We start from the raw sequence: 11,745 nt of genomic DNA on the forward strand, positions 1-11,745 counted from the left end.
CCTACGTTCGACAAGTAGGCCCGGTAAGCGCAGCGCCACCGGGCAAATTACTTGCTTCGTCAGATTTTCCCGCTAAGGTATTCACACGAAATTCAGGGAAATCAGCGATGAGCAAATCAACACGGGCAACCATCAGCGATGTGGCGAAAGCCGCAAAAACCGGCAAGACCAGCATTTCACGCTATCTCAACGGTGAAAAGCACCTGCTTTCCGACGCGCTACTGGCCCGCATTGAACAAGCCATTGCCGATCTCGACTACCGTCCCAGCCTGATGGCAAGAGGACTGAAACACGGTCGTACCCGCCTGATTGGCCTGATCATCGCCGATATTACCAATCCCTACTCCGTCAACGTGTTAAGCGGCATTGAAGCCGCCTGCCGCGATAAAGGCTTTACCCCGCTGGTGTGTAACACCAACAACGAAGTGGATCAGGAACTGCATTATCTTGACCTGCTGCGCAGCTACCAGGTCGAAGGGATTGTGGTCAACGCCGTCGGGATGCGCGAAGAGGGGCTGAACCGCCTGCAGCAGTCTGCGCTGCCGATGGTGCTGATTGACCGTAAAATTCCCGATTTCGCCTGTGATATGGTCGGGCTGGATAACACCCAGGCGGCAACGGTTGCCACGGAACATCTGGTCGAACAAGGTTTTGAAGCCATCCTGTTCCTCAGCGAACCGCTCGGCATGGTGAATACCCGCCGCGAACGCCTGAGCGCTTTTCGCGCCACCCTCGCACAGTACCCCGGCGTTATCGCACAAAATGCCGAAGTCCCGCTCACGGACAATACGCAGTTGGACGAAACCCTGCGCCAGTTCCACCAGCAGCACCGGGGAATGCGCAAAGCCGTTATCTCAGCCAATGGCGCTCTCACACTACAGGTTGCCCGCGCCCTGAAACGCATTGGCCTTAACTGGGGCAGCGATATCGGCCTGCTCGGTTTTGACGAACTGGAATGGGCCGAACTGGCGGGCGTTGGTATTACCACGTTGAAACAACCTACCTGGCAGATTGGCTACACCGCCGTTGAGCAGGTTGTACGCCGGATCGATGGCGGCCCTGCTGCCATTCAGGAACAGGTCTTCTCCGGCGAACTAATCGTTCGCGGCTCTACCGCCCGTTAAATTTCCTTCGTGATGGTGATCATAAATTCAACATCATAAGCTTTTCTTTGGAACCGGTTCCATCTAGCGTTATAGCAAGAACGCTAGTCTGGAGTTTCCATGAAAAGAAAAATTATGGTGGTCACCGCCGCTTACGGCCATGACCAGGTACGGGCCGCTGGCGGGCAAACGGCAATGCTGCCCATTATCGCTGAAGCCGGTGCTGACGGCGTCGAAATCCGCCGCGAATTGCTGACCGACGCCGAGCTGCACACGCTGTCTACGGTGGCATCTGCTATCGAAATTTTCGGCCTGCTGGCCTGTTACTCAGCGCCTGAGCCGTTGTTCCTTGAGGACGGTAGCCTCAATCCCCGACTTCCTGCGCTACTTGAAGAAGCACAGGCCCTGCAGGCGCTGTGGCTAAAAGTCTCCCTCGGTCATTTCTCCCATACCGAACAGTTCAACGTGTTACGCGAATGGCTGGACAACAGCGGAATGGAACTGGTTGTCGAAAACGATCAGACCGCCTGCGGACGCCTGAAGCCGATGCAGCGCTTTAACGAAGCCTGCCAGACGCAAAATCTGCCGATATCTCTGACCTTCGATATGGGCAACTGGCTGTGGGTGGGCGACTCCCCGGAACAGGCGGCGCAGAAACTGGCGTCAACCGTTGGGTATATCCATGTCAAAGCCGCCGTTGCACATCGCGACAGCTACCGTGCCGTACCGCCTGATGCAGCCGATCCGCGCTGGCTGACGCTGTTGAAAACGCTGCCGGGCGATGTTCCACGCGGCATTGAGTTTCCCCTGGAAGGGCAGGATTTGGCGGCGGTTACTCGCCGTTACGTCGAGTTGTTACGCGAGGAGTAACGCATGAAAAATTCACTGGATGTGGTCACTATTGGTGAAGCGATGGCGATGTTTGTCGCCACGCAAACCGGCGAACTGGCGGATGTGGAGCAGTTTATCAAGCGCGTTGCTGGCGCTGAACTCAATGTGGCGACCGGTCTTGCCCGGCTGGGCCTGAAGGTCGGTTGGGTAAGCCGTGTAGGCAACGACAGTTTTGGCCGTTTTATCGTTAAGTCGCTGGAAAAAGAAGGGATTGATGCGCAGGGAGTCACCCAGGACGAGCGTTACGCTACCGGCTTTCAGCTTAAATCTAAGGTCGAAAATGGAACCGATCCCATTGTGGAATACTTCCGCAAAGGTTCCGCTGCCAGCCACCTCAGCATTGAGGATTATCACGAAGCCTACTTCGCCAGCGCGCGCCACCTGCACCTGAGCGGCGTAGCGGCGGCACTTTCTGCCAGCTCTTATGAACTGTTAGCCCATACCGCCCGCACACTGAAAGCACAAGGGAAGACCATCTCGTTCGACCCGAATTTACGCCCTGTGCTGTGGAAAAGCGAAGCCGAGATGGTGGAAAAACTGAACCGTTTGGCATTCCAGGCCGACTGGGTTTTGCCTGGATTAAAAGAGGGCATTATTTTAACCGGTCAGCAGACGCCTGAAGCCATCGCCGACTTTTATCTGCGCCACGGGGTGAAGGCCGTGATCATCAAAACAGGGGCCGATGGCGCCTGGTATAAAGCCGCCAACGGCGAGCAGGGCTGCGTCGCACCGGTAAAAGTCGACAACGTGGTCGACACCGTCGGCGCAGGCGATGGCTTTGCGGTCGGCGTTATCAGCGCCCTGCTGGAAGGTCGCTCGCTGCATCAGGCGGTGACCCGCGGCAATAAAATTGGCGCTCTGGCCATTCAGGTTCAGGGCGACAGCGAAGGATTACCCACACGTGAACAATTAGGGGAATAAATTCCCGGTCAACTCTGTCTCTGTACCCTACATTCAGAGGCGGCGTAACAGCATAATCAGAGGGCAGTCTATGAATAGCTCAACAAATGCAGCAAAACGCTGGTGGTACATCATGCCAATCGTGTTTATCACGTACAGCCTGGCGTATCTCGACCGCGCGAACTTCAGCTTCGCCTCCGCCGCCGGTATCAACGAGGATCTCGGCATTACTAAAGGGATCTCTTCCCTGCTGGGCGCGCTGTTTTTCCTCGGTTATTTCTTCTTCCAGATCCCAGGCGCGATTTACGCCGAGCGTCGCAGCGTAAGAAAACTGATTTTTGTCTGTCTGATCCTCTGGGGTGGATGCGCATCACTGACCGGCATGGTCAGTAACATTCCCATGCTCGCCGCCATTCGCTTTATTCTCGGTGTCGTTGAAGCTGCCGTGATGCCCGCAATGCTGATTTATATCAGCAACTGGTTTACCAAATCCGAACGTTCACGCGCCAACACCTTCCTGATCCTTGGCAACCCGGTCACCGTGCTGTGGATGTCCGTGGTTTCCGGGTATCTGATCCAGGCGCTGGGCTGGCGGGAAATGTTCATCATCGAGGGCTTCCCGGCCATCATCTGGGCGTTCTGCTGGTGGGTGCTGGTAAAAGACAAACCGTCTCAGGTCGGTTGGCTGTCAGAATCTGAAAAAGCCGCCCTTCAGGCACAACTGGAAAAAGAGCAGCAAGGAATCAAAGCCGTACGGAACTATAGCGAGGCTTTCCGCTCACGTAACGTCATCCTGCTGTGTATGCAGTATTTCACCTGGAGTATTGGCGTCTATGGTTTTGTCCTGTGGCTGCCGTCGATTATCCGCAACGGCGGTGCAAATCTGGGGATGGTTGAGGTTGGCTGGCTGTCATCCGTACCTTATCTGGCGGCGACTGCGGCGATGATCCTCGTTTCCTGGGCCTCCGATAAACTGCAAAATCGTAAGCTGTTTGTCTGGCCACTGTTACTGATAGCTGCTTTCGCTTTTATCGGCTCCTGGGCCGTGGGCGCAGACCACTTCTGGATTTCTTACACGCTGTTGGTTATTGCGGGTGCGGCAATGTATGCCCCTTATGGTCCTTTCTTTGCCATCATTCCGGAAATGCTGCCGCGTAACGTTGCCGGGGGTGCAATGGCGCTGATTAACAGTATGGGCGCACTAGGCTCATTCTTTGGTTCATGGTTTGTCGGCTACCTCAATGGCGCTACCGGCAGCCCGTCCGCCTCGTACATTTTTATGGGGGTAGCGCTTTTTGTCTCAGTATGGCTAACTCTCATTGTGAGGCCGAGTCCTGCCATTGAACACACCGTCGACACTGTGGCAGAACCGCGTAATCAAGGCGGAGGGCGCTGGGCATAGTGAACTATGCCCAAGCCAGACAACGAAGAGTTCGTGGTTCTGACGCGTGTCCCGAAGGGCTGGGGCTATTTTTGCCCATTGCGGCGTTACTCCCAGCTCGTTTGGTTCACCAAACTTCTCTGCTCGTGCCTTGCACTGGGCAAAAATAACCGCCAGCGACGTGCGTGTGCAACGGCAGGACTCGGCCTGAGCCTGCTAATAATCAACAGCTACCTATTGGCGCACGCCACGCTTAAATTTTAACTTACGGAGATTCGCATGAAGCCGTCCATTATTCTCTATAAAGCGTTACCTGACGATTTACTGCATCGCCTGGAAGAGCATTTTACTGTGACTCGTGTGCCTAACCTGCGCCCGGAAACCGTCGCACAGCACGCCGAAGCATTTGCCAATGCGGAAGGTCTGCTGGGCTCCAGTGAAGCCGTCAATACCGCACTACTGGAGAAAATGCCGAAACTGCGTGCGACCTCCACGATTTCCGTCGGCTATGACAACTTCGACGTCGATGCCCTTAACGCGCGTAAGGTGCTGTTGATGCACACGCCAACCGTACTGACAGAAACCGTCGCCGATACGGTGATGGCGCTGGTGTTAAGCACCGCTCGCCGCGTGGTAGAAGTGGCTGAACGGGTGAAGGTCGGTGAATGGACCAAAAGTATCGGGCCGGACTGGTTCGGTACGGATGTGCACCACAAAACGCTGGGGATTGTCGGCATGGGCCGTATTGGCTTGGCGCTGGCACAACGTGCGCATTTCGGCTTTAGCATGCCGATTCTCTATAATGCGCGCCGTCATCATCAGGAAGCAGAAGAACGTTTCAACGCGCGCTACTGCGATCTTGATACGCTGTTACAAGAATCCGATTTTGTCTGCCTGATCCTGCCGTTAACCGACGAAACGCATCATCTGTTCAGCACCGAACAGTTTGCCAAAATGAAGTCTTCCGCCATTTTCATTAACGCCGGACGTGGGCCGGTGGTCGATGAAAAAGCACTGATTGCCGCCCTGCAAAACGGCGAAATTCATGCCGCTGGCCTGGATGTGTTTGAGCAGGAGCCATTACCGGCAGACTCACCGCTGCTGTCGCTGCCAAACGTGGTTGCTGTGCCGCACATTGGTTCAGCCACGCACGAAACACGCTATAACATGGCGGCCTGTGCGGTGGATAACTTAATCGATGCGCTGCAAGGACGCGTTGAGAAGAACTGCGTAAACCCGCAGGTCGCGCGATAAACAAAAGGCCGGGTAGCGCTTACGCTCACCCGGCCCTTCATATCTTACAGCGGCTTAATTACTGAGCGGCATTCACCGCAGCAGTCCAGGCCTGGTTAAATGCCTGATGTTGAGAAGCCAACGGGCCAATCAGCGTGTTGTACTGACTTGCCTGCTGTGACGTTGGGAACTGGATACCGTTGGCGACAAAGCTCACCTGCGTATCCTGCTGCGCCACAAAATCACCAACCTGCACTAACTGCTGCGTGAAGATTTGCGCTGCAGGGATCAGCGGCTGTAACGCCTCTGCAGGTACAGTGACGACTTTATTGTAAACCTGGTCAAAGACCGGCTTCAGATCTTCGCCCTGCTTCAGCGCGCCATGCGCAGCATCTGCCTGTAGTTTCGCATTCTGCAACTGTTGCCCTAATACACCTAGCGCACCATTTGCCTGACGCAGCGGCTCACGCTGAGTCACATAATCCTGAGGAACACGAATCGCATTTACGCTATCAACCACCGGACGCAGACCGGAGTCCATCGCCTGATTAACCTGCTGCGAATAGCCATACAGAATCGCGTAATCGGACACAAACGGGCCAAACTGTTTTTTCTGATCGGCGGTCAGCGTTGGTAAACGCTCTCCGCTACGCATTGCAGTATTCTGCAGAAAATCGATAAACGCTTTGCGTTGATCGCCTTCTTTATCAAAACACCCACTCAGGCCAACTACCATTAAGAGCGCCAAAACAGGCGCAAACCAGCGAGAGCAGGACTTACCTGTCGCCATTTTAATACTCCTTTCACCCAAAAATGCGCACAACGACACCCGCGTGCCTGACGTTAACAAGGATAGTCCAGGTCAGCCCCGCAAGATACCCTTTCCGCATAATCTTGTGGGGGAAAATAACCGTTCCCACCACCGTTCGTTTTGCTAAACAATGCTGCATTTACTACTCGGCGTCATATTTTAGTCATCTTTACAATCGGAATCGATCGTTCGGAGATCCCGACCTTTATCAGTTTGTTAGCCAGTAACAGATTGTCACCTGCGATCTGCTGAAACGAATCCAACTCTCAAACCCCGAATCCGACTTCATTTTTTGCGACTACTCTTAATGAGCTTCGAAGAAATTCACGATCCCGCTGTGTGATTTGTAGGAGTTCTCAATGGAATACAAAGATCCTATGTTTGAACTGCTGAGCAGTCTGGAGCAGATTGTTTTTAAAGATGTATCGCAGACGGTCACTCTGACGCAAAAAACCAACCCTTTCACCGAATTTGAACAGTTACGACGAGGGACGGGTTTAAAAACAGATGATTTTGCCCGAGTAATGGGCGTGACAGTCGCGATGGTTCATGAATGGGAGTCTAAACGCGTAAAGCCTTCCACTACCGAATTGAAGTTAATGCGCCTGATCCAGGCAGATCCAAGATTAAGTAAGCAACTGATGGATTGAACTATTTTTCAATTTTGCTTAAGAACGGTCCTGTAACGGGGCCGTTCCCTTACGAAGGTTATCCACAAAAAAGAAAATAGTAGTTGCATCCACATGCGTAAAATGAGTTAATGCCCTCAACGGTTTGACGTACAGACCATTACAGCAGTTAGTAAGGCAAGTCCCTTCAAGAGTTATCGTTGATACCCTTCGTAGTGAGCATTTCCTTTACTGTTAAAAAATCTGTAAAGCACGCCATATCGCCGAAAGGCACACTTATTTTTTAAAAGGTAATACACTATGTCCGGTAAAATGACTGGTATCGTAAAATGGTTCAACGCTGACAAAGGTTTCGGCTTCATCACTCCTGACGATGGCTCTAAAGACGTGTTCGTACACTTCTCTGCTATCCAGAACGATGGCTACAAATCTCTGGACGAAGGTCAGAAAGTTTCCTTCACCATCGAAAGCGGCGCTAAAGGCCCGGCAGCTGGCAACGTAACCAGCCTGTAAGCTTAAAAAGCTCAAGATTCTGAATCCCTGCCAAACGGCGGGGATTTTTTTTATCTGTACTTCTTAAAACGCCCCGGCCACACGCTTCTTTGCATTACTTTACCCGCCGCCCCTTTGACCTTTCCCTAAGGGCAAGCTTTATAGTGAGCCAGTCTGTATTCCACAACGTTCACAAGGAATTGAAGCTATGTCGAAATCCTCATTGTTGCTGGTTTTAGGTTTACTCACCACCGGTAGCGCGTTCGCCGCAACCCCTGAAGCCACTTTTTTGGCGGAACACGGGCTCAGCGGAAAATCCGTCGAGCAAATCGTCGAGGCCATTGACCAGTCTCCCCAGAGCCGCCCACTGCCCTACTCGGCATCCGTCACCAGCACTGAACTGAAGCTCTCTTCAGGCGATCAGATCTATACCCTGCCGCTCGGTGACAAGTTCTATCTGTCATTTGCCCCTTATGAATGGCAAACACATCCTTGCTTCAACCACAGCCTTTCCGGTTGCCAGGGCGAAATGCCGGAGAAGACATTCAATGTCAAAGTGACGGATAACAAAGGTGATGTAGTGCTACAAAAAGAGATGAAGAGCGGTCGAAATGGCTTCGTCGGGGTTTGGCTACCGCGCAATATGGCAGGCACCATCGCAGTAAGCTACAACGACAAAAAAGCGGAGTATCCCATTAAGACCATGGAAGACAGCCAGACCTGTCTGACTAAATTACAGCTGCGCTAACAACATAAAAAAATGCCGGATGGCGCAATGCTTATCCGGCCTACTGGTGTTTATCTCGTAGGCCGGATAAGGCGAAGCTGCCATCCGGCATTTTCTAAGTCAGCTCAGGACCGTTACTGCAGCAGCGAAATATCCGCCACGCGCAGGAACAGTTCGCGCAGTTTTTCGAGCATGGAGAGACGGTTGATACGCAGATCTTTATCATCTACGTTGACCATCACTTTCTCGAAGAACGCATCAACCGGCTCACGCAGTTCCGCTAACTCAACCAGCGCTTCCTGGTAATGGCCAGCGGCGAAAACAGGCTCCAGCTTATCGCGCAGCACCACAACCTGCATCGCCAGCGCAATTTCTTCCGGCTCTTTCAGCGTTGCCGCATTCACACGGTCATTCAGCGTTTCTTCAGACTTCGCCAGAATATTTGATACGCGCTTGTTCGCGGCAGCCAGCGCGGACGCGGCCTCCAGGGTACGGAAGTGCGAAACCGCCTTCATACGTGCGTCGAAATCAGCCGGACGAGTCGGACGACGCGCCAGCACGGCCTGAATAGTATCGACGGTATAACCTTCGTCCTGATACCAGGCGCGGAAGCGACCAAGCATAAAGTCGATAACGTCATCCACCACGTTGGCGTTGGTCAGCTTGTCGCCATACAGACGAACAGCCTCTTCCGTCAGCGTTTGCAGATCCAGATTCAGGTTCTTCTCAACAATGATACGCAGCACGCCCAGAGCAGCACGACGCAGCGCAAACGGGTCTTTGTCGCCTTTCGGATGCTGACCAATACCGAAGATACCCGCCAGGGTGTCCATCTTGTCAGCAATCGCCACGGCACAAGCCACCGGGTTAGACGGCAGGTCATCACCGGCAAAACGCGGCTGATACTGCTCGTTCAGCGCCACCGCGACATCTTCCGCTTCGCCATCGTGACGCGCGTAGTGCATTCCCATCACGCCCTGGGTGTCGGTGAACTCGAAGACCATGTTGGTCATCAGGTCGCACTTGGACAGCAGGCCAGCACGCGTTGCGTGGTTAACGTCAGCGCCAATTTGACCAGCAATCCAGCCCGCCAGCGCCTGGATACGGTCAGTCTTATCGCGCAGCGTACCCAGTTGCTGTTGGAACAGCACGGTTTGCAGACGCGGCAGATGGTCTTCCAGGCGTTTTTTACGGTCGGTATTGAAGAAGAACTCAGCATCCGCCAGACGCGGACGAACGACTTTCTCGTTACCGGAGATAATCTGGGTCGGATCTTTCGATTCAATGTTGGCAACGAAGATAAAGTTCGGCAGCAGTTTGCCGTCATTCGCGTATACCGGGAAGTACTTCTGGTCACCTTTCATGGTGTGTACCAGCGCTTCAGACGGAACAGCGAGGAATTTCTCTTCGAATTTCGCGGTAAGCACTACCGGCCATTCTACCAGCGAGGTGACTTCTTCCAGCAGGCTTTCGCTCAGATCGGCGTTGCCGCCAATCTTACGCGCCGCTTCTTCAGCATCGGCTTTGATTTTCGCTTTACGCTCAGCGTAATCCGCAATGACTTTGCCGCGCTCACGCAGGATTTCCGGATACTGATCGGCAGAATCGATAGTGAATTCCGGCTCGCCCATAAAGCGGTGTCCACGGATCACACGATCGGACTGAATGCCCAGAATCGTTGCCGGAATCACTTTGTCGCCCAGCAGCAGAGTCACGGTGTGAACCGGACGCACGAAGTGAACGTCAGACGCGCCCCAGCGCATCAGTTTAGGGATCGGCAGCTTCGCCAGCGAAGTGGCGATCATGTTTGGCAGCAGCGTTTCAGCGCTTTCGCCTTTCACATGCGCGCGATACAGCAGCCATTCGCCTTTGTCGGTAGTCAGACGCTCAGCCTGATCAACCGTGATGCCGCAGCCACGTGCCCAGCCTTCTGCCGCTTTGCTCGGTTTGCCTTCAGCGTCAAACGCCTGGGCAATGGCTGGACCGCGTTTTTCAACTTCACGATCGGGTTGAGATTCCGCCAGATTCGCGACTTTCAGCGCCAGACGACGCGGCGCAGCGAACCACTCAACGTTGCCGTGCGCGATGCCAGCGTTATCCAGCTCCGCGGTAAAGTTTGCAGCAAAGGACTCAGCCAGGCTGCGCAGTGCTTTTGGTGGCAGCTCTTCAGTGCCGATTTCCACCAGAAAAGTTTTCTCAGACATGGCCGCCTCTTATTTGTCTTTGTTGCACATCGGGAAGCCAAGGGCTTCACGGGAAGCGTAGTAAGCTTCTGCCACTGCTTTGGTCAGGGTGCGAATGCGCAGGATATAGCGCTGACGCTCGGTGACGGAAATGGCTTTACGCGCATCCAGCAGGTTGAAGCTATGGGCGGCTTTCAGAATACGTTCATACGCAGGCAGCGGCAGCGGATTTTCCAGCGCCAGCAGCTGCTGCGCTTCTTTCTCGTACTGCTCGAAGCAAGTGAACAGGAAGTCCACATCGGCGTATTCGAAGTTGTAGGTGGATTGCTCCACTTCGTTCTGATGGAACACGTCACCGTAAGTGGTTTTACCCAGCGGGCCGTCGCTCCAGACCAGGTCGTAAACGCTGTCTACGCCCTGAATGTACATGGCCAGACGTTCCAGACCGTAGGTAATTTCCCCGGTTACTGGTTTACATTCCAGACCACCAACCTGCTGGAAGTAGGTGAACTGAGTCACTTCCATGCCGTTCAGCCACACTTCCCAACCCAGACCCCAGGCACCCAGGGTCGGGTTTTCCCAGTTATCTTCCACGAAACGGATATCGTGAATGGTCGGGTCCATACCCAGCTCTTTCAGAGAACCCAGGTACAGCTCCTGAATGTTGTCCGGAGACGGCTTAATCACTACCTGGAACTGATAGTAGTGCTGTAAGCGGTTCGGGTTTTCGCCATAGCGGCCATCGGTCGGACGACGGGAAGGCTGCACATAAGCAGTCGCCATCGGTTCCGGCCCCAGCGCACGCAGGCAGGTCATTGGGTGAGATGTTCCCGCGCCGACTTCCATGTCCAATGGTTGAACAATGGTGCAGCCCTGGCGAGCCCAGTAATCCTGTAAGGTCAGGATCAAGCCCTGGAAGGTCCTGGTATCAAACTTTTGCATATTATTTCGTGCTGGATACGTGTGGATTTAAAGGAAGCGATCAGTATACCCGCTGGCTGCAAGATATACAGTACGAAACGGGAAAAAGGGGGAACTTAGCGCATGGAAAGGTGCAAAAACTGCCCGTCTGCATCAAAAGAACAGACAAAACTCTCTTTACGGAAGGTAGAACCACGCATCTCATAGCTGCCCTGGAATTGCTCCAGGCCGGAGATATCAATTTTCTGCGCGCCAGTGTTGTAGCGTTGCGCCGCCTCATTTTTGCACAATGACTCCATATCCAGCGAACGTGTGGCACTGACCTTAACCTTTTGCGCTTTCTGCGCGGGTGCAGACGGTTGTGTGTCAGCGCACGCTACCAGCAAAAGGGTAGCGATTGCGGGAAAGAAATACTTCATCATCATTTTATTACCGCCTGGTTTGCTGGTCAGTCTTATTATTAGTGTCTGGAAA

At 53.6% G+C, this 11,745-nt stretch carries 12 protein-coding genes; 8 read left to right on the forward strand and 4 right to left on the reverse strand.

What is annotated here, in order from left to right; all coding sequences use genetic code 11:
- The first annotated feature begins 107 nt into the window (after positions 1-107).
- The 5 genes from WN16_RS02590 (at position 108) to ghrB (ending at position 5,529) form a co-directional block, all read left to right on the forward strand.
- Positions 108-1,124, forward strand: coding sequence for a LacI family DNA-binding transcriptional regulator (locus WN16_RS02590; RefSeq protein WP_044700393.1), 1,017 nt, complete (start codon positions 108-110; stop codon positions 1,122-1,124).
- Between the two features lie 99 nt (positions 1,125-1,223).
- Positions 1,224-1,973, forward strand: a complete 750-nt coding sequence (locus WN16_RS02595) for a hypothetical protein (RefSeq protein ID WP_003024284.1) — start codon at positions 1,224-1,226, stop codon at positions 1,971-1,973.
- Positions 1,974-1,976: 3 nt separating this feature from the next.
- Positions 1,977-2,915, forward strand: coding sequence for a sugar kinase (locus tag WN16_RS02600; RefSeq protein WP_044700394.1), 939 nt, complete (start codon positions 1,977-1,979; stop codon positions 2,913-2,915).
- 70 nt (positions 2,916-2,985) lie between these two features.
- Positions 2,986-4,296, forward strand: a complete 1,311-nt coding sequence (locus tag WN16_RS02605) for an MFS transporter (RefSeq protein WP_044700397.1) — start codon at positions 2,986-2,988, stop codon at positions 4,294-4,296.
- Between the two features lie 258 nt (positions 4,297-4,554).
- On the forward strand, positions 4,555-5,529 hold the full coding sequence (gene ghrB / locus WN16_RS02610) for a glyoxylate/hydroxypyruvate reductase GhrB (RefSeq protein ID WP_016151146.1): 975 nt from the start codon (positions 4,555-4,557) through the stop codon (positions 5,527-5,529).
- A 58-nt stretch (positions 5,530-5,587) separates the two neighbouring features.
- On the opposite strand, the gene WN16_RS02615 is transcribed toward ghrB, so the two are convergent.
- Positions 5,588-6,298, reverse strand: coding sequence for a DUF3053 domain-containing protein (locus WN16_RS02615; RefSeq protein WP_003837709.1), 711 nt, complete (start codon positions 6,296-6,298; stop codon positions 5,588-5,590).
- 380 nt (positions 6,299-6,678) lie between these two features.
- Here WN16_RS02615 and WN16_RS02620 point away from each other — a divergent pair, with 380 nt between their 5' ends.
- The 3 genes from WN16_RS02620 to cueP all read left to right on the forward strand — a co-directional run bounded on the left by WN16_RS02620 (position 6,679) and on the right by cueP (position 8,188).
- Positions 6,679-6,969, forward strand: a complete 291-nt coding sequence (locus WN16_RS02620) for an HTH-type transcriptional regulator (protein ID WP_003024273.1) — start codon at positions 6,679-6,681, stop codon at positions 6,967-6,969.
- 279 nt (positions 6,970-7,248) lie between these two features.
- Positions 7,249-7,461, forward strand: coding sequence for an RNA chaperone/antiterminator CspA (cspA, locus tag WN16_RS02625; RefSeq protein WP_000014594.1), 213 nt, complete (start codon positions 7,249-7,251; stop codon positions 7,459-7,461).
- Positions 7,462-7,648: 187 nt separating this feature from the next.
- Positions 7,649-8,188, forward strand: a complete 540-nt coding sequence (gene cueP, locus WN16_RS02630; protein ID WP_044700400.1) for a copper-binding periplasmic metallochaperone CueP — start codon at positions 7,649-7,651, stop codon at positions 8,186-8,188.
- A 113-nt stretch (positions 8,189-8,301) separates the two neighbouring features.
- Here cueP and glyS read toward each other — a convergent pair whose 3' ends face one another.
- The 3 genes from glyS to WN16_RS02645 form a co-directional block, all read right to left on the reverse strand.
- Complete coding sequence (glyS, locus tag WN16_RS02635; RefSeq protein ID WP_044700402.1) at positions 8,302-10,371, reverse strand: glycine--tRNA ligase subunit beta; 2,070 nt, start codon at positions 10,369-10,371, stop codon at positions 8,302-8,304.
- Positions 10,372-10,380: 9 nt separating this feature from the next.
- On the reverse strand, positions 10,381-11,292 hold the full coding sequence (glyQ, locus tag WN16_RS02640; protein WP_001168551.1) for a glycine--tRNA ligase subunit alpha: 912 nt from the start codon (positions 11,290-11,292) through the stop codon (positions 10,381-10,383).
- 95 nt (positions 11,293-11,387) lie between these two features.
- On the reverse strand, positions 11,388-11,696 hold the full coding sequence (locus tag WN16_RS02645; RefSeq protein WP_032937205.1) for a YsaB family lipoprotein: 309 nt from the start codon (positions 11,694-11,696) through the stop codon (positions 11,388-11,390).
- Between the last annotated feature and the right edge of the window lie 49 nt (positions 11,697-11,745).

Origin of the sequence: Citrobacter sp. ABFQG, assembly GCF_004322975.1 — a bacterium.
Lineage (GTDB): Bacteria > Pseudomonadota > Gammaproteobacteria > Enterobacterales > Enterobacteriaceae > Citrobacter > Citrobacter freundii.

What these genes read in the sequence shown, in the direction of transcription:
- WN16_RS02590 (WP_044700393.1), top strand. Translation starts at nt 108, where the DNA reads ATGAGCAAATCAACACGGGCAACCATCAGCGATGTGGCGAAAGCCGCA.
- WN16_RS02595 (WP_003024284.1), top strand. Translation starts at nt 1,224, where the DNA reads ATGAAAAGAAAAATTATGGTGGTCACCGCCGCTTACGGCCATGACCAG.
- WN16_RS02600 (WP_044700394.1), top strand. Translation starts at nt 1,977, where the DNA reads ATGAAAAATTCACTGGATGTGGTCACTATTGGTGAAGCGATGGCGATG.
- WN16_RS02605 (WP_044700397.1), top strand. Translation starts at nt 2,986, where the DNA reads ATGAATAGCTCAACAAATGCAGCAAAACGCTGGTGGTACATCATGCCA.
- ghrB (WP_016151146.1), top strand. Translation starts at nt 4,555, where the DNA reads ATGAAGCCGTCCATTATTCTCTATAAAGCGTTACCTGACGATTTACTG.
- WN16_RS02615 (WP_003837709.1), bottom strand. Translation starts at nt 6,298, where the DNA reads ATGGCGACAGGTAAGTCCTGCTCTCGCTGGTTTGCGCCTGTTTTGGCG.
- WN16_RS02620 (WP_003024273.1), top strand. Translation starts at nt 6,679, where the DNA reads ATGGAATACAAAGATCCTATGTTTGAACTGCTGAGCAGTCTGGAGCAG.
- cspA (WP_000014594.1), top strand. Translation starts at nt 7,249, where the DNA reads ATGTCCGGTAAAATGACTGGTATCGTAAAATGGTTCAACGCTGACAAA.
- cueP (WP_044700400.1), top strand. Translation starts at nt 7,649, where the DNA reads ATGTCGAAATCCTCATTGTTGCTGGTTTTAGGTTTACTCACCACCGGT.
- glyS (WP_044700402.1), bottom strand. Translation starts at nt 10,371, where the DNA reads ATGTCTGAGAAAACTTTTCTGGTGGAAATCGGCACTGAAGAGCTGCCA.
- glyQ (WP_001168551.1), bottom strand. Translation starts at nt 11,292, where the DNA reads ATGCAAAAGTTTGATACCAGGACCTTCCAGGGCTTGATCCTGACCTTA.
- WN16_RS02645 (WP_032937205.1), bottom strand. Translation starts at nt 11,696, where the DNA reads ATGATGATGAAGTATTTCTTTCCCGCAATCGCTACCCTTTTGCTGGTA.